The following is a 21,391-nucleotide window of genomic DNA, read 5'->3' as shown; positions in this document are numbered from 1 at the left end:
GCCCGTCGGCGATCCGGGCGTACGACGTGGCGCTGGCCAACCGCTTCCTCGCCGGGCTGGGCCAGCCGCCCGGGGACAGCGCCATCGTCACGGTGGAGGTGCCGGGGGCGCAGGAGAAACTGGCGCGACCCGGATGCCGGCGTCGTGCAGCAGGTCGAGAACCTCGTCGAGCCAGTCGAAGGTGTACCGGCCGGGGGCCGGTTCGAGGCGTGACCAGGCGAACACGCCGACGGTGACGAGGTTCACCCGGGCCTGCCGCATCAGCGCGACGTCTTCGCGCCAGACCTGCGGCGACCACTGCTCCGGGTTGTAGTCCCCGCCGTAGCAGAGCCGGCCGTCGCCCCACATAGCCCACATCCCGTCCATTTGTTGGGTAGGCGTCCAAATTATGGACCGGATTTGTCCATGTCAACGAGGAACGAGGGAGCGGACGGTGTCGAGCGTCATTGACAGTTTGTTGGGAAGCCAAAGAAACTTGCGGGAGCGCCGGGCCCGCACCCCAAGGAGACGCCATGCCCTACCGCCCACCCCTGGTCCCGTACGAGACCTTCGTGGCCGACCCGCCCGACCTGCCCGTGCGGGCCCCCGGCGAGGACGGGGCCGTCATCGTGGAGCGCGCCACCGTCGCCGCGACCGATCCGCACGGCGTCACCCTCACCGCCGCCACCTCCGACGGAGGCACCCTCACCGCCCGCGTCGAGGCCGCCGGCGACGGCGTGCTCCGGGTACGCCTCGCCGAGAACCTCGCCGCCCGCAGCCGCTCCGCCCGGGCGCTGCCGCTGGTCCACCCCGCCGCCCACCCCGCCGTGGTGGCCGTCGACGGGGGCACTGTCACCGTCGGCGCGGGAGCCGTCGTCGCCGAGATCACCCTCGACCCGTGGCGGATACGGTTCCGCGCCGCCGACGGTCGGCTCCTGGTGGAGCAGGACCCCGGCACCAAGGACATCAGCGGGCGGCGGCGCACCCTGCCGTTCGGGCGCTCCACCGCCGACGGCGCCCCGGTCGCCTGGCACGAGAGTTTCGTCGCTCTCGGCGACGAACGCTTCGTCGGCTTCGGCGAGAAGTTCACCCCGCTGGACAAGCGCGGCCAGCGGGCACTGATGTGGAACTTCGACGCCTTCGGCGGCGAGTCCGACCGCTCGCACAAGAACGTGCCGCTGTACCTGTCCGACCGGGGCTACGGTGTGCTGGTCGACAGCGGGCTGCCGGTGCAGTTCGACGTCTGCCAGTCCACCCACAGCAGCGTGCAGATCCTCGTCCCGGACGACCTGCTCGACTACTACGTGCTGGCCGGGCCGACCCCGGCGCAGGTGCTGGATCGCTTCGACGCGCTGACCAGCCGGCCGTACCTGCCGCCGAAGTGGGCCTTCGGCGCCTGGATCTCCTCGGGCTTCTTCCCCGACAGCCAGCAGCGGGTGCTGGAACGGGCCCGGCTGATCCGCGAGCGGGGCATCCCCTGCGACGTGTTGCACCTGGACTGCTACTGGCAGGTCGCCGGCCGCTGGTCCGAACTGCGCTGGGACGACGAGGCCTTCCCCGACCCGACCGGCATGCTCAAGACCCTCGCCGACCAGGGCTTCCGGGTGTGCCTGTGGATGAACCCGTACCTGATGACCGGCAGCCCGCTGTACGCCGAGGCGGCCGAGGCCGGGTACTTCCTGCGCCGCCCGGACGGCTCGACGTACGTGGCCGACGTGTGGCACGGCAGCTACCCGACGAGCGCCATCGTGGACCTGACCAACCCGGCGGCGGTGCGCTGGTTCCAGGGCCTGCTGCGGCCGCTGCTGGAGCAGGGCGCGGCGGTGTTCAAGACCGACTTCGCCGAGGGGGTGCCCGCCGACGCGGTCGCCCACAACGGGATGACCGGGCTGGAACTGCACAACGTGTACGCGCTGATGTTCAACGACGTCGTCGCCGACGTGACCGAGGAGGTCGCCGGACACCGGACGGTGTGGGCACGTTCGTCGTACCTGGGCGGGCAGCGGCACAGCGCGCAGTGGAGCGGGGACGTCAACGCCACCTGGCCGGCCCTGGCGAGCACCCTGCGCGGCGGACTGTCGCACGGGCTGTCCGGCGTGCCGTTCTGGAGCCACGACACCGGCGGCTTCCACGGCACTCCCGAGCCGGACCTGTACGTGCGGTGGACCCAGTTCGGGGCGTTGTCGCCGCTGGTCCGGCTGCACGGCACCACCAGCCGGCTGCCGTGGGAGTTCCCCGCCGAGGCCGAGCGGGACGCGGTGGCGGCGCTGCGGCTGCGTTACCGGCTGCTGCCGTACCTGTGGTCGGCGGCGGTCGACTCGGCCCGAACCGGGGCGCCGATGATGCGGGCGCTGCTGGTCGACACCCCCGAGGACCCGACGGCGTGGACCAGCGACCTGCAGTACCGGCTCGGCACCGACCTGCTCGTCGCCCCGGTCCTCGACCCGTCCGGTCAGCGCGACGTCTACCTCCCGGTCGGTGACGACTGGGTGGACGCGGCCACCGGCGAGCGGCACCCCGGTGGCCGGCACCTGCGGGTCACCGTGCCGATCCACCGGCTGCCGCTCTATGTCCGCCACGGCGCGCTGATCCCGGTCGTCGCGCCGGCCGACCGGATCTGGGACGGGCCGTTCCATGACGTCGACCTGGTCAGCTGGGGTGGCGTCGACGGCCGGACGGTGATCCGCGACACCGACGGCGACACGGTCGTGGAGGCGGAACGCGACGGCGACACCCTGCGGGTGCGCACCAGTGGTCCGTTGAGGGTGCGGAAGGTGAGCGTGGTGGGCATCGACGCCCCCCGCCAGCTGCTGCTCAACGGGCAGGTCGCACCGGTGACGCCATTCGAGGAGTGGTTCCCCCGGTGACCCGTTGGCGCCCGCCCCGGTGAACCCGGGCGGGCGCCAACCCCGCCGCGAGCACCACCGCTGTCTTGCCGGGACCGGCCGCTCGGCTAGAATCATTTAGTTGGGAATCCAACCGAACAATCTCATCGACGGTGATCCGTCCCACAACGAGCGGTGACCGCACCGCGGCCGGCCGGCCGGGGCACCGCGGCACGCGATGATGGACGCGACACCGGGACGGCGCAGCGTCGGCGCAGGGAGCGGACAGATCGTGATCGACATCCAGACCGAACCGCAGCCGAGCGACCTCGGCGACGTGCGGGTCACCAACCGGGCGGTCGTGCTGCGGCACGTACGTCGCCACGCGCCCTGCTCGCGCGCCGACATCGCCGCGCACACCGGGCTCAACAAGGCCACCGTCTCCAGCCTGGTGACCGAGCTGATCGACCGCCGACTGCTCCGTGAGACCGGGCTGACCGAGAACCGGGTCGGCCGGCCCGCCACCATGCTCGTCCTCGACGGTGAGCCGTACGCCGCGCTCGGCATGGAGATCGGCGCCGACGAACTGGTGGTGGTCGCGGTCGACCTGGGCGGCAACCGGCTGCTCACCTGGCGGCGCGCGTTCGCCGCCCCGTCGGCCGCCCCCGCCGAGACCATCCGCGCGCTGGCCACCCTCGCCCGCCGGGCGATCAGCCGGATCACCGGGCAGGGACGCACCGTGCTCGGCCTGACGGTGGGAGTGCCGGGCCTGGTCGACACCGCCGGCGCGGTGCCGTCTGCCGCCGCGCTGGGCTGGCGCGACGTCCCGGTCGCCGCCGAGTTGCGCGCCGCGCTGCGCGACCCCGACTTCGCCGTCGCGGTCGACACCGACGCCAACCTCGCCGTCCTCGCCGAACAGCGGCACGGGGCGTACGTGGGGACCGCCGACCTGGTCCACCTCACCGGGGGCGTCACCGTGGGCGCCGGGGTCCTCGCCGGCGGCCGGCTGCTCCGCGGCGCGCGTGGCTTCGCCGGCGAGATCGGGCACGTCCAGGTCGATCCGGACGGCCCGGCCTGCGGGTGCGGGCGACGCGGGTGCCTGGCCGCGCTGACCGGCCTGCCCGCGGTCGTCCGCCAACTGCTGCCCGACACCGAGGCCGACGGGCCGGTCACCGACTGGCTGCCGGAGATCGAGCGGGTGCAGACGCTGGCCCGTCAGGAGGACCCGGGTGTCCTGGCCGGGTTGGCGGAGATCGGCCGACACCTCGGCCACGGGGTGTCCATCCTGGCCAACGTGCTCAACCCCCAGGTGGTCACGGTGGGCGGGCACCTCGCCGTCCTCGCGCCCTGGCTGCTCCCGGCCGCCCGGGCGGAACTGGCCGCCCGCACCCTCGCCCCGGAGGCCGGCGGCTGCCACCTCGACGCCAGCCGGCTCGGCGCGACAGCCACCGCCCTCGGCGGGGCCACCGTCGCCCTGGCGACCGTCGAGTCGGGACGACTCCCCGTGCGCTGACCCGCTCGCCGCCGGGCCGCGCGGACGGCCGGGCCGCGCGGACGGCCGGGCCGCGCGGACGGCCGGGCCGCGCGGACGGCCGGGCCGCGCGGACGGCCGGGCCGCGCGGACGGCCGACGAAGATCGGTCGGATGCGCACGGACTCTTGACCCGACCGGGGCGGTGGTGCCAACCTCGAACGGCCGCCCCGTCGCTCGGGCATCCGGGGCGGCAGGTTTTCCGCGGTTGTCGAAGCGCTTCACCGCTCCCCCGGGCCGACAACCGCGACCACCCCACCACACCACACCGCCGCACGCTCCCACGACGGTTGTCGAAGCGCTTCGACAACCGGCCGCCGCGCCCCCCGCGCGAGCCCATGGAAGGTACGCGACCATGACCGACAACCCCGTCCCGTCCACCCGAGCCCGTATCGACGACCTGCTGGCCCGGCTCACCCTGCCGGAGAAGATCGGCCTGTTGCACCAGTGGCAGGCGCCGGTGCCCCGGCTCGGCCTGCCCGGGTTCCGCACCGGCACCGAGGCGCTGCACGGGGTGGCCTGGCTCGGCCCGGCCACCGTCTTCCCGCAGGCCGTCGGCCTGGCCACCAGCTGGAACCCCGAACTGGTACGGGCCGTCGGCACCGCCGTCGGCGTCGAGGTCCGCGCCAAGCACCACGCCGACCCGGAGCACGTCGGGTTGAACGTGTGGGCCCCCGTGGTCAACCTGCTGCGCGACCCCCGGTGGGGACGCAACGAGGAAGGGTGGTCCGAGGACCCGTGGCTGACCGGCCGGCTGGCCACCGCGTACGCCTGGGGCCTGCGCGGCGACCACCCCGACCGGCTGCGTACCGCGCCGACCGTCAAGCACTTCCTCGCCTACAACAACGAGACCGACCGGGCCACCACCTCCAGCGACCTGCCACCAAGGGTGCTGCACGAGTACGAGCTGCCCGCGTACCGGGAACCCCTGGAGACCGGGGCCGCCGTCGCCGTGATGGCCTCGTACAACCTGGTCAACGGGGTACCCGCGCACCTGAGCCCACTGATCGACGGTGAACTGCGCGGCTGGGCCCCCGACGAGATCATGGTGGTCGGCGACGCGGGCGCGGTGGGCAACATCGCCGGCCTGCAGGCCCACCTGCCCGACCACGTCGAGGGATTCGCCGCCGCGCTGCGCGCCGGCATCGACAACGTCACCGAGGACGACACCGATCCCACGCCCACCGTCGACCGGTTCACCGAGGCGCTGCGCCGGGGCCTGATCACCGAGTCCGACGTGGACCGGGCGGTCCGGCGCATCCTCAGCGTCCGGATCCGCCTCGGCGACCTCGACCCGCCGCACGAGGATCCCTTCGCCGACGTTCCCCCGGACGTGATCGACTGCCCGGCGCACCGGGAACTGGCCCGGGAGGCCACCCGCCAGTCCGTCGTCCTGCTAGGCAACGACGGGCTGCTGCCCCTGGCCCCCGCGCCGACGCCACGGGTGGCGGTGCTCGGGCCGCTGGCCGACGCGGTGTACGAGGACTGGTACAGCGGCACCCTGCCGTACGCGGTCACCCTGCGGCAGGGGCTGGCCGAGCGGCTGCCGGAAGTCACCAGCCACTGCGGGGCGGACCGGATCGCGCTGCGGGTCGGCGACCGGTACGTCCACTGCCCGGACACCCCCGACGGGGGTCCGCTCACCCTCGGCGCGGAGGCCACCGCTCTCGACGTGTTCGACTGGGGTCGTGACATCCTGGCGCTGCGCGCGGTGTCCAACGGCCGGCACCTGGGTGTCACCGCCGAGGACGGCACCCTCGCCAACGACCGGCCCGGACCGGGCGAATGGGTGGTACGGGAGACCTTCCGGTTCCGGCCCGGCCCCGACAGCACCACCCTGCTGCACCACCTCGCCACCGACCGGTACGTCACCGTCGACGCCAACGGCCAGCTGCGCGCCGACGCGCCGACCGCGGCCGCGGCGACCGGGTTCGCCGTCGAGCTGCTCGCCGACGGCGCCGCCGAGGCCGCCGCGCTGGCCGCGGCCGCGGACGTGGCGGTGGTGGCGCTGGGCAACCATCCGATGGTCAACGGGCGGGAGACCGAGGACCGGGTCGACCTGGCCCTGCCCCGCGCCCAGGAGGCGCTGCTGCGCGCCGTGCACGCCGCGAACCCGCGCACCGTGCTGGTGCTCACCAGTAGCTACCCGTACGCGGTCGGGTGGGCGCAGGAGCACCTGCCGGCGGTGCTCTGGTCCGCGCACGGTGGGCAGGAGCACGGCAACGCCCTGGCGGCGGTGCTGCTCGGCGAGGCCGAGCCGGGCGGCCGGCTCACCCAGACCTGGTACGCCGACGCGGCGGAGCTGCCCGACCTGCTCGACTACGACGTGATCGGCGCCGACACCACCTACCTGTACCACCGGGGGGAGCCGCTGTACCCGTTCGGCCACGGGCTCAGCTACGCCCGGTTCGACTACGATGACCTTCGATTGAGCGCGACGGCGGTGACCGTCGGCGAGGAGGTCGAGGTGCGGGTCGAGGTCACCAACACCGGCGACCGTGCCGGCGAGGAGGTCGTGCAGCTCTACACCCGCCAGCGCCGCTCCCGGGCCAAGCAACCCCTGCGTCAGCTGCGGGACTTCGCCCGGGTCAGCCTCGCTCCCGGCCAGCGGCGTACGGTCACGCTGCGGCTGCGTACCGACGAGTTGCGGTGGTGGGACGAGAGCCGTGGCGGGTTCGTGGTGGAGGACGCCACGCACACCCTGATGGTCGGCCGGTCCGCCCGCGACATCCGGCTGGTCGGCGCGCTGAGCGTGCGGGGCGGGCGCCGCGCCGACGGCCCACGGCCGGAAGCGGTCGCCGGGCGGCGGTCGTGACCACCGCGGCGGGGCGCCCGTCGCCCGGCCAGGTCACCATCGCCGACGTCGCCCGGCACGCCGGCGTGGCGGCGAGCACCGTGTCGTACGTGCTCAGCGGCAAGCGGGCCATCTCCGCGGTGACCCGCGACCGGGTGCTGGCGAGCGTCCGACTGCTCGGGTACCACCCGAACGCGGGGGCCCGCGCGCTGGCCAGCCGACGGGCCAACGTGATCGCCCTGGTGCTGCCGCTGCGCGCGGGGATGCAGGTACCGGTGGTGATGCAGTTCGCCACCGCCGTGGTGACGACCGCCCGCGCCCACGACCACGACGTGCTGCTGGTCACCTCCGACGAGGGGCCGGCCGGGCTGCGCCGCATCGCCGCCAGCGCGCTGGTCGACGGGGTGCTGCTGATGGACGTGGAGCTGCACGACCCGAGGGTGCCGCTGCTGCGGGATCTGGCCCTGCCCAGTGTGCTGATCGGTTTCCCCGCCGACACTGCCGGGTTGACCTGTGTGGACCTGGACTTCCACGCCGCCGGCGGGGAGTGCGTCGCGCACCTGGCCGGGTTGGGCCACCGGCGTCTGGCCCTGCTCGGCGCGCCGACGGCCGTCTACGAACGCGGCACCGGGTTCGCGCACCGCACCCGGGCCGGCGTGCGGGAGGCCGCCGACCGGCACGGCGTGCAGGTGGTGACGCTGCCCTGCGGGGAGGGGGCCGTCGAGGTGCGGCGGACCCTGACCGAGCTGCTGGACCGCCATCCGGACGTCTCGGGGCTGGTGGTGCAGAACGAGGCCGCGGTCGGGCCCGTGCTGGCGACTCTGCCGGCGCTGGGCCGGCGGGTGCCCGACGACGTCTCGGTGGTGGCCATCTGCCCGGAGGAGTTCGCCGGGCACAGCAGCCCGGCGCTGACCTGCGTGCCGGTGCCCGCCGAGGAGGTCGGGCGGCAGGCGGTGTCCCTGCTGATGGGTAAGCTGCGTGGCGAGACGGGGCCGGAGGTGACACTGTTGGCGCCTCGCCTGACCGTCCGGGACAGCACCGCCGCCGTCCCGGTGGTCGGGGTAAGCGACGACCGGTGACCACGGCGAAGGGACTGTCGATGACGGACGAGCTGCCCCCGTCGGCCCACCGCATCTGGTCGCCGACGCCCGCCGCGAGCTGGGAGGACGCGTTCCTGTCCGGCAACGGCGAGTACGGGATCATGGTGTGCGGCGACCCGCACGCCGAACGGATCATCGTCAACCACCACCGGTTCGTGCTGCCCAACGGCACCCACGACGCCCGCCCACCTCAGCTGGCCGACCGGATGCCGCACATCCGGGCGCTGGTGCTGGCCGGCCGGGGCGCGGAGGCGGCCCGGCTGCTCACCGGCGACCTCAAGCACGAGTGGACCCAGTCGTTCCATCCCGGCTTCGCCCTGAGCGTCGACGCGACGCGGCCCGGGCCGACGGCCGACTACCGGCGGTCGGCCGAGTTCGACACCGGTCAGATCGTCGTCGAGTGGGCCGGCGGGCGGCGACGTTCGTTCGTATCCCGCGCCGACGCGCTGGTCGTCACCGCGTTGGACATGGGCGCCTGCACGGTCGGGGCCACCGGTGAGCTACCCGGCTGCCCGGGCGACGTGCACTACGAGTGCGTCGCGTACCGGCGGGGCGATCTGGTGTTCCTGCGCGTACGGGGCCGCTACCCGCAGGTCGGCGGCGCGTACGGCTTCGAGGGGGTGACCCTGCTGCGCGGCGACGTCGAGGTCGTCGGCGACCGGGTGGCGGTACACGGCCCCGCGCTGCTGACCACCGCGCTCGACCGGGTCGACAGCCCGCAGTGGCGTACCGGTGACCTGGAGGAGCGGCTGGCCGCCGCCGACACCGACTACGATCGGCTGTTGGCTCGGCACCTGCCCCTGCACGCGGTGCCGTACCGGCGGGTCAGCCTGGACCTGGACGTGCCGGCGGCGGACCGGGAGCTGCCGGTCGGTGAGCTGCTCGCCCGGCAGCTCGCCGCCCCCGACGTCCCACAGCCGGCCCTGCTGGAACGGCTCTTCCACGCCGGCCGGTACCTGCTGTTCAGCGCCAGCGGGGTGCTGCCGCCCCGGTTGACCGGGCTGTGGCTGGGCTCGTGGGACGCCGCCTGGGCCGGCGACTTCACCACCGACGCCAATCTCAACCTGCAACTGGCCGGCGCGAACATCGGCGCCCTGCCGGAGGTGACCGCCGCGCACGCCCGCCTGGTGGCCGGCCAGGTCGACGACTGGCGGCGCAACGCGCAGGCGATCTACGGGGCTCGTGGCCTGCTCGCGCCGGGCCGTACCGACGGCGAGCACGGGCACCTGTTCCACGTGCACCCCCAGTGGCCGTTCGCCGCCTGGCTGGCCGGTGCGGACTGGCTGCTGTACCCGCTGTACGAACACCATCTGGTCACCGGGGAGCCGCTGGGCGAGGTCACCGGCTGGCTGGCGGAGGTGGCGGACTTCTTCACCGACGTCGTCACCGAGGTCGACGGCGCGGTGGTGCTCGTGCCGTCGTACTCGGTGGAGACGGGGCCGCCGGACACCGACGGGCAGCCCACGCCGGTGACGGTCAACGCCACGATGGATGTCGCCGCCGCCCGACACGCGATGCGTGTCGCCGCCGAGGTGACCGGCTCGGACCGGTGGGACGAGCTGCGGGATCGGCTGCCGGCGTACCGCGTCGACGAGCGCGGCGCGCTCGCCGAGTGGGCCTGGCCCGGCTACCGCCCCGACGACGACCACCGGCACGTCAGTCACCTGTACCCGGTGTGGCCGCTCGGTGAGATCAACCCTGACGACACGCCTGAGCTGGCCGAGGCCGCGCACCGGGCGCTGACGCTGCGCGGTGACGAGAACCTGTCCGGGCACGGCAGCCTGCACCGGGCCCTGGTCGCGGCCCGGCTGCACGACGGTGACCTGGTCGGGGTGAACCTCGGCAAGATCCTCGGTACCGACATGTTCTTCCGGTCGTTGATGAGCGCGCACAACCCGGGCCTGGACACCTACAACGCAGACGCGGCGCACACGCTGCCGGCAGTGCTGGTCGAGGCGCTGGTGCACAGCCTCCGCCCGGGGCTGCTGCGGCTACTGCCGGCCGTGCCGCCGAGCCTGCCGCGCGGGACGCTGCGCGGGGTGAGGCTGCCGGGGCGGATCGGCGTGGAGGAGCTGTCCTGGGCGCCGGGCGTGGTCCGGGTGCGGCTGGTGTCGGCGGTCGCGCAGACCGTCGAGGTGCGTACCCCGCACGGGACCGCGACGGCCACGTTGGTCGCCGACACGCCGGTGGAGCTGACCATGGGCAGCGGATCCTGACGCAACGGCTGGCGCGGTGCTCCGGGTTGCCGACACCGACGTCGCTACGGCCTGGTACGCCCGGTTGGGCTTCGTCCGGCAGTGGGAGCACCGGGTTCGCCCCGGACCTGCCCCGCTACGTCAGCCTGGGCCGCGGCAGCATCGAGTTGCGCCCGAGTTCGAGGTGACCGACCCGGACGGCAACCGGGTGCGGGTCGGCGCGACCCGGGTGTGACGGGAGGCCGGCGGTCACAGCGCGTCGGGTTGACCGAGCGCGGGGTGTTTCTCGCCGGGGCCGGCGTACCAGGTGGGGCTGTCCTCGGTGGCCGTGGTGTCGATGCGCAGCCGCGACCAGTCGTCCAGCGGCGGCAGGTCGGCCGGGTCGAACCAACCGACCTCGGTCGACTCGTCGCCGTCGGCACGCGGTTCGCCGCCGACGGGCCGGCACCGGAACCACACGTTGAGGTACCGGCAGGTGTCGCCGTTGGGGTAGACCACGGGGTGGGTGGCCACGCCGCCGACGCTCTCGACGCGTACCCGCACGCCGGTCTCCTCCAGGACCTCGCGCACCACGGCGTCGGCGGGCTGCTCGCCGGGATCGACGATGCCGGCGGGCACCGACCAGCGGCCGTTGTCGCCACGCCGCGCCAGCAGCACCCGGCCGGCCCGGTCGCGCACCACCGCGCTGACGCCGGGCAGCAGGAGCAGGTCGTGGCCGATGTGGGCACGCAGCTTGGCGACGTAGGCGGGGACGGGCACCCGATCACGGTATCCGCGGCGGGTCGTGTCTCGGACGCCGACCACTACTTGACATTGGCAGGTACTGGGCTAATCATAGGAGCGTGACCGCAAGCCATGATCCGCAGCTGTTGAAGGGCGTGTTGTCGCTGCTGCTGCTGCATCTGCTGGCGGAACGCGAGTCGTACGGGTACGAGGTGGTGCAACGCCTCCAGGAAGCCGGCTTCACCGACGTGCTGGAGGGCAGCGTCTACCCGGCCCTGACCCGACTGGAACGCGACGGGCGCGTCACCACCCGACTCGTGCCCTCCCCCAGCGGTCCGGCCCGCAAGTACTACCGGTTGACACCGGCCGGCTGGCAGGCGCTGCGGGCCGGCTCCGCCACCTGGACGCGGCACACCGCCACCGTCAACGCCGTCCTGGCCCGGCCCCTGCCCGCGGCCCCCGACGAGGAGAACTGACATGCCACACGCCATCGGCTGGTGGGACCGGCTCCGCATCGAACGTCTCGTGTGGCTGCTGGACCAGCAGCTGTACGACCTGCCCCGGCAGTCACGCCTGGCCACCCGCCGGGAGGTGCGGGCCAACCTGCTGGAGGCCGCTGGCGACGTCGGCGCCACCGAGGCGCTGCGCCGCGTCGGCGGAAGCCGCCAGCTCGCCCACCGGTACCTGGTGGCCGAACTCGGCGAGGGGCCCCGCCATTCCCTGATCGCCGCCGCCTACGTCGGCGGTCTGACCCCGCTGGCGCTGAACTTCCTGTTCGACGCGACAGCCGCCGCCTACCACCGGGGCGTCGTCGCCGCCGATCCGCACGCCACCGGCACCTTCACCTGGCAGGGCATCAGCCACCTGCAGGATCCCACCACGTTCAGCTTCGTCGACGGCCAGGCCAGCCAGCTCGGCGGCGCCTGGACTCCCCTGACGTACCTGCTGTGGATCGTCGGCACCATCGCCGCCGGCCGGCTCTGGCGCCTGGCACGGTCGCGGGCCGGGCGCCGCGACGCGGTCGCCCACGCCGGGTGACCCCGCCCCGCCGTACGCCGTCGACCGGCACGGCAGGTTCGCGCCCGCGGGGGCGGGCCGGCACTAGACTTCCGCCTCGATGGACGCCCAGCCCGCCCCCGCCGACACCCGACCGTGCGCCCACTGCGGGCGCGACGTGCCGCAGCGCGCCGGCGCGGGCCGGCCGTTCCGCTACTGCCGGGACAACGACGGCGCCTGCCAGCGGGCGTCGCGCAACTCGCGGATGCGCCACCGCAACGCCCCCGGCCTGCCCGGCCAGGTGGCGCGCACCTGGGAGGCGGTCGACCGGCTCGACCAGATCGTGCAGACGCTGACCGAGGCGCTGCACGCCGAGCTGTCCCCGGTCGGGGTGGAGCGGCAACTCGCCGCACTGCGTGCCGAGACCGCCACCCAGGTCGCCCAGGCCCACGCCGAGCGTGACGACGCCCGCGCCGACGCCGAGACCGCCGCCGCCGAGGCGACCCGGGCCCGGTCGGAGGCGCGTGCCGCGCTCGCCGACCGGGACGCCGCGCTGGCGCGCGCCGCGCACGCCGACCGGCACGCCGCCGAGGCGGACCGCCGCGCGCAGGCGGCCGAGGCGGACCGGGACGTCGCCCGCCGCGACGCCGGCGCCGCCGAGGCGTTGCGGGTACAGGCCGAACGGGACCGCGACGCCGCCCGCCACGAGGTGCGGACGCTGCGTGCCGAACGAGACGCCGAACGGCAGCGCGCCGCCGAGCTGACCGCCGCGCGCGACGCCGCCCGCGCCGACGGGCAGCGGGCCACCGAGGCGGCCGATTCGGCGCGCCGCCAGGCCGACGAGGCGCTCGCGCGGGCGGCGGCGGCACGGGCCGACGCCGACCGGCACGCCGAGGCCGCCCAGCAGGCCGGCGCGGACGCGCAGGCGGCACGACGCGACGCCGACGCCGCGCGGATCGCGGCCGACGCGTCCCGCCAGGACGCCGAGCGGGCCCGGCAGGACGCCGCGGCGGTCACGGTCCGGGCCCGCGAGGAGCTGGCCGCCGTGACCGCTCAACGGGACACGGCCACCGTGGAGCTCACGGCGGCCAGGCAGACCGCCGCCGCCGCGCAGGCCCGGCTGACCGAGCTGGAGGTACGCCTGCGCGCGGCGGAGGCCGACCGGGACGCCGCCCAGCGGCGGGCGGCGCAGCTCGCCGACCAGGTCAGCGACCTGGCCGCCGCGCTGGCCCGGTGGGGCACCCCGGCCCGCCGGGACGCCGGCAGCAACAGTCCAGACTCCCAGGGAACCGCACCCGACCTGCGGTAACGGCGGTGCTGCGGTGACACCGGGGGCCCGCACCACACATCGGCCCTGGTGACCCGGATTCCGCGCCCTGCTCCTGGACGTCGGCTGAACCCGTGGCGTCGCGCGCCTTCCCTTCTGGACGATCGCCCAGTACATTCGCCTTGGACGATCGACCAGGGAGGGTGGCGTGGTGACAGCGGCGCAGCGCGGGCAGGAGGTGCGGCAGCGTCTGTTGCGGGCCGCGGCGGAGCTCATCGTGGAGCGCGGCTGGACAGCGGTGACCACCCGCGTGCTGGCGCAGCGGGCCGGTGTCGCGCCGGGCCTGGTGCACTACCACTTCACGTCGGTGCAGGCGCTGCTGGTCGAGGCGGCCGTGGAGGTGGCGCGGTCGGTGGCCGCGCAGACCGCCCCCGTGCTGGCCGGCGCAGACAGTGCGGACGAGGCGTTGACCACGCTGCTGGGCATGTTCGACACCGCCGACGGCACCGACCCGACCTCCGTGCTGTTCGTCGAGGCGTACCTGGCCGCGACGCGCGACGAACGGCTCCGGCAGGCCCTCGGCGAGATGCTCGGGCAGTTCCGCCGCCAACTCGCCGATTGTCTCGCCACCCACGCGGTGGCTGACCCCGACGCCACGGCGGCGGTGCTCGCCGCCGCCATCGACGGCGTGCTGCTGCACCGCGCGCTGGCGGCGGGCCCCCACGGCGGCGCGCTCGCCGCCGTGCTGCGGCGGTTGGTGACAGCAGGACCTGAGGGCGCACGATGAAGGTGGTCGTTTGCGGCGGCGGAATCGCCGGGTTGGCCCTCGCGCGGCGACTCGGCTCGTCCGGCGCCGAGGTGACGGTGGTGGAGAAGGCGTCCGGTCCGCGCACCGGCGGCTACATGATGGACTTCTTCGGCCCCGGCTACGACGCGGCCGAGGCGATGGGCCTGCTCGCGCCCATCCGCCAGCGGGGCTACCACGTCGACGAACTCGCGTACTGCGACGAGTCGGGGCGCCGGCGTGCCGGCCTCAGCTACGCACAGTTCAGCAGGGCCGTCGGCGGCCGAGTGGTCAGCCTGATGCGCCCGGACCTGGAACGGGTGCTGCGCGAACACCTGCCGGCCAGCGTCGCGGTACGTTTCGCCAGCACGGTCACCGCGGTGGACAACCGCGCCGACGGCGTGACGGTCGCCCTGACCGACGGCACCACGCTCACCGCCGACCTGCTCGTCGGCTGCGACGGCATCCACTCCACCGTGCGGGCCCTGGTCTTCGGCCCGGAACACCGGTTCCTGCGCCACCTCGGGTATCACACCGCCGCCTTCTCGTTCGACGATGCCGCCGCACACGCCGAACTCGACGGCCGGTTCTGCATGACCGACACGCCGCACCGCGCCATGGGCTTCTACGGCCTGCACGGCGGCCGGGTGGCGGTGTTCGCCGTGCACCGCACCGACGACCCGGGCCGGCCCGCCGACGTCCGCGACGCGCTGCGCCGCGAGTACGGGTCACTGGGCTGGATCGCGCCCGCGGCGCTGGCCGCCTGCCCACCGACACCGCAGGTGTACTACGACCAGGTCGCGCAGGCCGAGGTGCCGTCCTGGAGCCGGGGCCGGGTGGCGTTGGTGGGCGACGCCGCCCACGCGGTGTCCCTGCTGGCCGGGCAGGGTGCCTCGCTGGCCGTCGCCGGCGCGTACGTGCTCGCCGAGGAACTGGCCCGACGCGACAGCGTCGAGACCGCGCTGGCCGCCTACGAGCGGGCGCTGCGCCCGGTGGTCGTGGACCGGCAGGAGACGGCCCGCCGCAGCGCACGCTGGTTCGTGCCGGCCACCCGGGGCGGGCTGCGGTTGCGCCGGGCGGGTTTGGCCCTGGCCGGGCTGCCGTTGGCCGACCGGCTGGTGGCCGCTGCCGTGGTCGGCAGACCCACCAGACTGGTCACCGGGTCGCGGGCCGGCGGCGCAGGCCCGGGGTAGGCCGCGCGGCGGCTACGGTGCCGACGTCACCCCGGTGCCCGCCGCGGCGGCCTCGACCTCGACCCGGGTGTCGTGGAAGGTGGGCCCGCCGCCGAGGTCGGTGACGCGCCCGGCGGTCACCGCGTTGACGGTGCTGCATGCTGTCGCCCGCCTGCGGGCCGGCCACGTCGGCCTCGCGCCGCGGGGCGGGTCAGTGGATGCCGGCCATCAGCCGGGACACGTGCCGGCTGAACATGACCGCGCCGACGCCCAGCGTGACCGACGCCAGCCCGAAGGTGAGGAAGTACGTCGGCGCCGGCCACGCCTCGGCGAGCCGGGCGACCTGGCCGCCGACGGCGTCGCCGACGGCGGTGGCGAGGAACCACAGGCCCATCATCTGGCTGGCGTACTTGACCGGGGCGAGTTTGGTGGTGGCGGAGAGGCCCACCGGGCTCAGCGACAGTTCACCGGCGACCTGGATGGCGAACACGGCGATCAGCCACCACGGGGAGACCCGGTTCCCGCCGACGGCGGCCTGCGCGGCGGCGGCCATCAGGACGAACGACAGGCCGTTGAGGACCAGACCGACGGCGAACTTCACCGGGGTGGAGGTCCGGTGGCCCAGGCGCAGCCACAGCCAGGCGAACAGCGGCGCCCCGACGATGATCAGGATGGGGTTGACCGACTGGAGCCAGGAGGCGGGGAAGGTGAACCCGAGCACGTCGCGGTCGGTGCTGTCGGCGGCGAAGAGGTTCAGCACCGATCCGGCCTGGTCGTAGATCAGCCAGAACGAGACGGCGAAGACGAACAGCCACAGGTAGGCCTTCATCCGGCTGCGTTCGGTGCCGCTGATCTCCTGGTCGGTGAGGATCCGCGCGAAGTAGCCGACGGTGACCACGAGGGTGGCGACGGTGAGCAGGTTGACGACGGTGTCGACGGTGAACAGCCCGGCGGCGGCGAGCGCGACGAACACCAGCAGCAGCGCCGCCGCGCCGACGCCGGCGCGGGTGAGGGCCCGACGGCGGTCCGCGCCGAGCAGCGGGTCGGCGGGGCGGGCGCCGGCGTCGCCGAGGTTGCCCCGACCGAGGACGTACTGCGCCACGCCGAAGGTCATGCCGATCGCGGCGGCGCCGAACCCCAGGTGCCAGTTGATCTCCTCGCCGAGGAATCCACAGACCAGCGGGGCGATGAACCCGCCCAGGTTGATGCCCATGTAGAAGATCGAGAACCCGGCGTCGCGGCGGGGGGAGTCCCGTTCGTACAGGTCGCCGACCATGGTCGAGATGTTGGGTTTGAGCAGCCCGGTGCCGAGCACGATCAGGGTCATGCCGGCGAAGACGCTCCACCCGGTGGGGACGGCCATCACGTAGTGTCCCGCGGCGATGATCACACCACCCCAGAGCACGCTGCGCCGCGCGCCGATCAGCCGGTCGGCGACCCATCCGCCGGGCAGCGCCATCAGGTACACCATGGCGTTGTAGCTGCCGTAGACGGCGTTGGCGGTGGACTCGCGCATGCCGAGCCCGTCGTCGGTGACGGCCGCGGTCAGGTACAGCACGAGGATGGCCCGCATGCCGTAGAAGCTGAACCGCTCCCACATCTCGGTGAGGAACAGCGTCGACAGCGCCCGCGGGTGACCGAAGAAGGTCCTCCCGCCGGGTGGCCGGGCACCGACCGGCGTGTCACTGTGCATCGTCACCTCCCGCACGCCTGCGGCGGTTAACATCCCCGGTGAGCGCCGAAACACGCATACGATTCGACCCGGCCGGGACGACCCCGCCGGGTCCAGGTCATGGCCGGCTACCCTTGCAGGGGCCACCGGGCCGGATCAGCCATCCCGGGCGGGAATGCCCCGGCGGCGACGGGCCGTTACACCGAGAAGACCAGCACCGAACGAGGGGAAGTCGATCATGGGCGAGCGTATGCTGCGCGGAAGCCGTCTGGGCGCGGTCAGCTACGAATCCGACCGCAACACGGAGCTCGCGCCGCGTCAGACCCGCGAGTACCTGTGCGCCAAGGGCCACCAGTTCGAGGTGCCGTTCGCCGTGGACGCCGAGGTCCCCACCACCTGGGAGTGCAAGTTCGACGGCAGCGTCGCCCGACTGGTCGACGGCACCGAGCCGGAGCAGAAGAAGGCCAAGCCGCCGCGCACCCACTGGGACATGCTGCTGGAGCGCCGCTCGATCGCCGAACTCGAGGACATCCTCGCCGAGCGGCTGCAGGAGGTCCGCACCCGCCGCGGCCGGGCCTGACCGACACACCGACCACGGCGCGGCCCCCGGGAGGGTTTGTCTCTCCCGGGGGCCGCGCCGTGTCAGGGCCGCTCAGCCCTGCCGCGGCTCCACGATCTCGCCCTCCACGACCTCACCCTCGACGGCCCGACTGTCGTCGACCACCACCGGACCGGCCGGCCCCGACTGCGGCCGCGGATCGCCCCGGCGCGCCCGCACCGTACGCGGCCCGAACAGGTCACCGGCAACCATCGACGACACCCGCCGCTCGGTGGCGCGGCGCACCCCGCCGCAGGCCAGCCCCCGCAGCGGCGGCAACAGCAGCAGCACCCCCACCAGGCCGCTGACCAAACCCGGGGTGGCCAGCAGCAGCGCCCCCACCAACCCCACCAACCCGTCGGTCACCTGCGGGCCCGGCGGCCGCCCGGACTGCGCCGACTCCCGGAAGCCACGCCACGCCCGCATGCCCTCACGGCGCAGCAGCACCAACCCCAGCAGGGACGCCCCGAACACCAACAGCACCGCCGAGCCGAAACCGATCGCCCGACCCACCCCGACGAACACGGCCAGTTCCAGCACCACCGCCAGCAGCAGGACCGGTGGCACGAACTTCAGGTATCGGCGCATCTCACCTCATCCGCGTCGCGCGGCACCCACCCGGCGCCGGCGCGGAACACCACCCCACCGGGGCGGACCGCCCCTCCAGCATGACACGCCGCCACTCACGGCCACCGGTCGTGGCCGACGCGGCTCCGGCGCGGCCACCGGTCCCGCAGCCCCCACAGGGTGATCCGCCACAACGCCTCCGCCACGATCAGCGGACTCATCTTGCTGGTGCCGTGCCGCCGCTCGGCGAACGTGATCGGCACCTCCACGATCCGCGCACCCGCCCGGTGCGCCAGCCGGGACAGCTCCACCTGGAACGAGTAACCCTGCGAACACACCGAACCCAGGCCCATCGCCCGCAACGCCGCCGTCCGGTACACCCGGTACCCGCCGGTGGCGTCGGAGACCGGCACGCCCAACGCCAGCCGCGCGTACAGGTTCCCGCAACGCGACAGCAACAGCCGCCGCAGCGGCCAGTTCACCACCCGTCCCCCGACCGCCCACCGCGACCCGATCACCACGTCGGCGTACCGGGCTGCGGCCAGCAACGCCGGCAGGTCCTCCGGGGCGTGCGAACCGTCGGCGTCCATCTCCACCACCGCGTCGTAGCCCCGCTCGTGCGCCCACGCGAACCCGGCCAGGTACGCCGCGCCGAGGCCCTCCTTGCCGGGGCGGTGCAGCACATGCACCTGGTCGTCGGTGCCAGCCATCGCCTCGGCCAGCGTCCCGGTGCCGTCGGGGCTGTCGTCGTCGGCGACGAGGATGTCCACCGCCGGAGCGGCGGCACGGACCCGGGGCACGATCGCGGTGACGTTGTCGGCCTCGTTGTAGGTGGGAATCACCACCAGCACCCGCCCCACCCCGTCGACTGGCTCGCCCACCACACCCCCTCGTCGGCTGCCGCCCTACCCGCCGGCGTCACGGCGCGCCACGCGCCGCAGGCCGGCCGCGACCAGCAGGGCCGCCACGGCCAGCCCGGCCAGGACCACCTCCGGCCACACCCCGGCGCGGGTGGCCGGGGTCCACCCGTCGGCGAGGGTCACCTGCCGCACCACCACCGCGCGGGTGTTGAACCCGGTTTCGCCGCTTACCCGCCCGTCGGGGGTCGCGAACCCGGACACCCCGACCGTGGAGGCCATCAACGCCGTACGGCCGTGCTCCACCGCCCGCAACCGGACCATCGCCAACTGCTGGCGGGCCTCGGCGACGTCGAACGTGGCGTTGTTGGTCTGCACCACCAGCAACTGCGCGCCACCGTCGACGGTGTCCCGCACGAGCCCGTCGTAGGCGACCTCGAAACAGATCACGTCACCGAGCACCGCCGGACCGGACCGCACCACCCCCGGCGTGGCACCGGGAACGAAGTCGTTGCGCACCAGGTCGACCTGCTCACTGACCATCCGGGCGATCTTCCGCAACGGCACGTACTCGGCGAACGGCACCGGATGCCGCTTGGTGTACAGCTGCGCCAGGTCGGGGCCGCTGCCCGGCCGCCACAGGATGCCCGCGTTGCGGACCTGCTTCTCGCCCGGCCCGAGCAGCACCGCCCCCACCAGGATCGGCGCGCCGACCGCATCGGCGGCCTGGGCGATCCGCTGCCCGGCGGAGGCGTTGCGCAGCGGGTCGATGTCGGAGGAGTTCTCCGGCCACACCACCAGGTCGGGTTGGGGGCGTTGCCCGGCGCGGACCTGTTCGGCCAGTTTCAGGGTCGCGTCGGCGTGGTTGTCGAGCACCGCCTGCCGTTGGGCGTTGAAGTCCAGACCCAGCCGGGGCACGTTGCCCTGCACCACCGCCACCGTCACCGTCCGCCCGGCGCCGGCCGCGCCGACCGGCAGCAGCAGCGCCGCGCCGGCGACCGCCAGCGCCACGGCGACCAACACCGCCACCGGCGCCCACTCCCGGCGGTCGCGCCCCGGCCGACGCCGCCACGCCACGGCCACCAGCAGCCCACCGGTCAGCGCCACCGCGAACGTCACCAGCGGCGCGCCGCCCAGCCACGCCCAGCGCAGCAGCGGGGACGTGTCCTGCGCGAACGCCAACCTGCCCCACGGGAAGCCACCGAACGGGGTACGGTCACGCAACGCCTCCTGCCCCACCCACAGCAGGGCGGTGACCGGCGCCCACGCCCACCGCCACCGGTCCACCAGCGGCGACACCCAGGCGGTGGCCGCACCCAGCAACGCCAGGTAGCCGGCCTGCAGCAGCGACAGCAGCACCCACGGCAGGTAGCCGGTGTGCAGGTTGGTCCATTCCAGCATGGGCGCGAACAGCGCCACCCCGGTCAGGAAACCCAGGCCCGCGCCGCCGCGCAGTCGGCGGCGGTGCGTGGCAGCGGCCAGCAACGCCACCCCGACCGGGGCGAGCGGCCACACCCCGTACGGGGGAAACGCCAACAGCAGCAGCACGCCGGCCACCGCCGCCGCAGGCACCGCCCACCGCAGCGGCAACGCCGCGGCGACGCTGTCCTGCCGTACCACCTTGGTGGTACGCACCTCGTTCCGGTCGAGCGTCGTCACCGGCACCTCACCACGATCACGCGCCGAAGGCTACCCGCCCGCGCCGCCGGTTCCGCCGTCAGCGGCCGGCAGGCCCCAGCCCGGCGACGGTCGCCGCCGACCCGACCGCAGGGTCGAAACGGAAATCGGGGCGCGGCAGGTGCCGCGCCCCGATGCTCCCAGGCCCTTCCCGGCCGGTGGGGCGAGAACGAGCGACCCCGACCTTCGGACCGACCGGACGGCGGACTGGCTGCCCCCGCCTGGCCGTTGTCTACTGGCCGTGCCTCTCATCCTGCCCGTACACCGGTAACCGCGGCCGGTTCGCGCCGCCCCGCCGACCCCCGCCCGCTGGACCTGGCCGCCGCAACCATCAGGTCGCTCGGCCAGCGGACGAAGGGACGAAGCGAACAACAGCCGCTTCCCGTGGTAGGACTCAAAGACGGTACGGCGTGCACCCCCGCCGCTGTCAACCCGCCCCGGCCTGTCGTGTGCCGCGACACGGCGTGTCGCGGCACACCCGTCATGATCAACAGTCGAGGTGGCCCCGCAGCAACGCCCGCGCCGCCGCCGGATGCTCGACCGCGAGCAGCCCCGCGGCGGCCAACACGTAGTCGACGTCAACCACGGGCCGGGCGGCCCGCGGCAGCGCCCACCCACCCGCGTGGTCGGCGAGCACCGCCGTCAACACCGAAGC

Annotated in this window: 18 protein-coding genes and 2 pseudogenes; 13 read left to right on the top strand and 7 right to left on the bottom strand. The window is 74.3% G+C overall.

Annotation, left to right across the window (positions count from 1 at the left end; translation table 11 throughout):
- Positions 1–158, top strand: a pseudogene (locus tag E1165_RS30065) (aminotransferase); the annotation flags it as partial.
- On the opposite strand, the pseudogene E1165_RS20695 reads toward E1165_RS30065, so the two are convergent.
- Positions 94–357 (bottom strand): annotated as a pseudogene (locus tag E1165_RS20695) (beta-galactosidase); the annotation flags it as partial. The pseudogenes E1165_RS30065 and E1165_RS20695 sit on opposite strands and share 65 nt — an antisense overlap.
- Before the next feature lie 155 nt (positions 358–512).
- Between E1165_RS20695 and E1165_RS20690 the strand changes: the two are divergent.
- The 6 genes from E1165_RS20690 to E1165_RS20665 all read left to right on the top strand — a co-directional run bounded on the left by E1165_RS20690 (position 513) and on the right by E1165_RS20665 (position 10,658).
- Positions 513–2,846: a TIM-barrel domain-containing protein gene (locus E1165_RS20690; protein ID WP_132393442.1), complete on the top strand. Its 2,334-nt coding sequence runs from the start codon at positions 513–515 to the stop codon at positions 2,844–2,846.
- A 250-nt stretch (positions 2,847–3,096) separates the two neighbouring features.
- A complete protein-coding gene (locus E1165_RS20685) occupies positions 3,097–4,317 on the top strand; it encodes an ROK family transcriptional regulator (RefSeq protein WP_243704892.1) in 1,221 nt (406 codons plus the stop codon).
- Between the two features lie 372 nt (positions 4,318–4,689).
- Positions 4,690–7,149: a beta-glucosidase gene (locus tag E1165_RS20680; protein ID WP_132393441.1), complete on the top strand. Its 2,460-nt coding sequence runs from the start codon at positions 4,690–4,692 to the stop codon at positions 7,147–7,149.
- A complete protein-coding gene (locus E1165_RS20675) occupies positions 7,146–8,207 on the top strand; it encodes a LacI family DNA-binding transcriptional regulator (protein ID WP_132393440.1) in 1,062 nt (353 codons plus the stop codon). Before E1165_RS20680 ends, E1165_RS20675 begins: the two co-directional genes overlap by 4 nt.
- A 20-nt stretch (positions 8,208–8,227) precedes the next feature.
- Positions 8,228–10,444, top strand: coding sequence for a glycoside hydrolase N-terminal domain-containing protein (locus E1165_RS20670; RefSeq protein WP_132393439.1), 2,217 nt, complete (start codon positions 8,228–8,230; stop codon positions 10,442–10,444).
- Positions 10,445–10,460: 16 nt separating this feature from the next.
- Positions 10,461–10,658: a hypothetical protein gene (locus E1165_RS20665; protein WP_132393438.1), complete on the top strand. Its 198-nt coding sequence runs from the start codon at positions 10,461–10,463 to the stop codon at positions 10,656–10,658.
- Between the two features lie 14 nt (positions 10,659–10,672).
- Here E1165_RS20665 and E1165_RS20660 read toward each other — a convergent pair whose 3' ends face one another.
- Positions 10,673–11,182, bottom strand: coding sequence for an NUDIX domain-containing protein (locus E1165_RS20660; RefSeq protein ID WP_132393437.1), 510 nt, complete (start codon positions 11,180–11,182; stop codon positions 10,673–10,675).
- An 83-nt stretch (positions 11,183–11,265) separates the two neighbouring features.
- On the opposite strand from E1165_RS20660, the gene E1165_RS20655 reads away from it, so the two are divergent.
- From E1165_RS20655 to E1165_RS20635, 5 genes are all read left to right on the top strand, one after another.
- On the top strand, positions 11,266–11,622 hold the full coding sequence (locus tag E1165_RS20655; protein WP_207916975.1) for a PadR family transcriptional regulator: 357 nt from the start codon (positions 11,266–11,268) through the stop codon (positions 11,620–11,622).
- 1 nt (position 11,623) lies between these two features.
- Positions 11,624–12,184, top strand: a complete 561-nt coding sequence (locus tag E1165_RS20650; RefSeq protein ID WP_132393436.1) for a hypothetical protein — start codon at positions 11,624–11,626, stop codon at positions 12,182–12,184.
- A 79-nt stretch (positions 12,185–12,263) separates the two neighbouring features.
- Positions 12,264–13,451 carry a hypothetical protein gene (locus E1165_RS20645; RefSeq protein ID WP_132393435.1) on the top strand — a complete coding sequence of 396 codons (1,188 nt, stop codon included), beginning with the start codon at positions 12,264–12,266 and terminating at the stop codon, positions 13,449–13,451.
- Positions 13,452–13,620: 169 nt separating this feature from the next.
- Positions 13,621–14,196 (top strand): TetR/AcrR family transcriptional regulator, encoded by a 576-nt coding sequence (locus tag E1165_RS20640; protein ID WP_207916974.1) that lies wholly within the window; start codon positions 13,621–13,623, stop codon positions 14,194–14,196.
- A complete protein-coding gene (locus E1165_RS20635) occupies positions 14,193–15,386 on the top strand; it encodes an FAD-dependent oxidoreductase (RefSeq protein ID WP_132393434.1) in 1,194 nt (397 codons plus the stop codon). Before E1165_RS20640 ends, E1165_RS20635 begins: the two co-directional genes overlap by 4 nt.
- A gap of 190 nt (positions 15,387–15,576) precedes the next feature.
- On the opposite strand, the gene E1165_RS20630 is transcribed toward E1165_RS20635, so the two are convergent.
- Positions 15,577–17,058 carry a peptide MFS transporter gene (locus E1165_RS20630; RefSeq protein WP_132393433.1) on the bottom strand — a complete coding sequence of 494 codons (1,482 nt, stop codon included), beginning with the start codon at positions 17,056–17,058 and terminating at the stop codon, positions 15,577–15,579.
- A gap of 217 nt (positions 17,059–17,275) precedes the next feature.
- On the opposite strand from E1165_RS20630, the gene E1165_RS20625 reads away from it, so the two are divergent.
- The gene (locus tag E1165_RS20625) at positions 17,276–17,617 is read left to right on the top strand and encodes an RNA polymerase-binding protein RbpA (protein ID WP_007070998.1); all 342 of its coding nucleotides are present in this window, start codon (positions 17,276–17,278) and stop codon (positions 17,615–17,617) included.
- A gap of 72 nt (positions 17,618–17,689) precedes the next feature.
- Here the strand turns inward: E1165_RS20625 and E1165_RS20620 are convergent, their stop codons facing one another.
- The 4 genes from E1165_RS20620 to E1165_RS20605 form a co-directional block, all read right to left on the bottom strand.
- Positions 17,690–18,223, bottom strand: a complete 534-nt coding sequence (locus tag E1165_RS20620; protein WP_132393432.1) for an FxsA family protein — start codon at positions 18,221–18,223, stop codon at positions 17,690–17,692.
- Positions 18,224–18,318: 95 nt separating this feature from the next.
- Positions 18,319–19,086 (bottom strand): polyprenol monophosphomannose synthase, encoded by a 768-nt coding sequence (locus E1165_RS20615; protein WP_132393431.1) that lies wholly within the window; start codon positions 19,084–19,086, stop codon positions 18,319–18,321.
- A 21-nt stretch (positions 19,087–19,107) separates the two neighbouring features.
- Positions 19,108–20,694: an apolipoprotein N-acyltransferase gene (lnt, locus tag E1165_RS20610; RefSeq protein ID WP_243704893.1), complete on the bottom strand. Its 1,587-nt coding sequence runs from the start codon at positions 20,692–20,694 to the stop codon at positions 19,108–19,110.
- Positions 20,695–21,223: 529 nt separating this feature from the next.
- The coding region (locus E1165_RS20605) for a glutamate mutase L (RefSeq protein ID WP_207916976.1) at positions 21,224–21,391 on the bottom strand (168 nt) is incomplete at its 5' end.

Origin of the sequence: Micromonospora sp. KC723 (assembly GCF_004348595.1) — a bacterium.
In the GTDB taxonomy this organism is placed as follows: domain Bacteria; phylum Actinomycetota; class Actinomycetes; order Mycobacteriales; family Micromonosporaceae; genus Micromonospora.
The sequence above is the reverse complement of the archived record's forward strand: the minus strand, read 5'-3'. Positions and strand labels throughout refer to the sequence as shown.

Coding starts and splice junctions, on each gene's coding strand:
- E1165_RS20630 (WP_132393433.1), bottom strand. CDS start 17,058: ATGCACAGTGACACGCCGGTCGGTGCCCGGCCACCCGGCGGGAGGACC.
- E1165_RS20670 (WP_132393439.1), top strand. CDS start 8,228: ATGACGGACGAGCTGCCCCCGTCGGCCCACCGCATCTGGTCGCCGACG.
- E1165_RS20650 (WP_132393436.1), top strand. CDS start 11,624: ATGCCACACGCCATCGGCTGGTGGGACCGGCTCCGCATCGAACGTCTC.
- E1165_RS20635 (WP_132393434.1), top strand. CDS start 14,193: ATGAAGGTGGTCGTTTGCGGCGGCGGAATCGCCGGGTTGGCCCTCGCG.
- E1165_RS20645 (WP_132393435.1), top strand. CDS start 12,264: ATGGACGCCCAGCCCGCCCCCGCCGACACCCGACCGTGCGCCCACTGC.
- E1165_RS20620 (WP_132393432.1), bottom strand. CDS start 18,223: ATGCGCCGATACCTGAAGTTCGTGCCACCGGTCCTGCTGCTGGCGGTG.
- E1165_RS20625 (WP_007070998.1), top strand. CDS start 17,276: ATGGGCGAGCGTATGCTGCGCGGAAGCCGTCTGGGCGCGGTCAGCTAC.
- E1165_RS20680 (WP_132393441.1), top strand. CDS start 4,690: ATGACCGACAACCCCGTCCCGTCCACCCGAGCCCGTATCGACGACCTG.
- E1165_RS20690 (WP_132393442.1), top strand. CDS start 513: ATGCCCTACCGCCCACCCCTGGTCCCGTACGAGACCTTCGTGGCCGAC.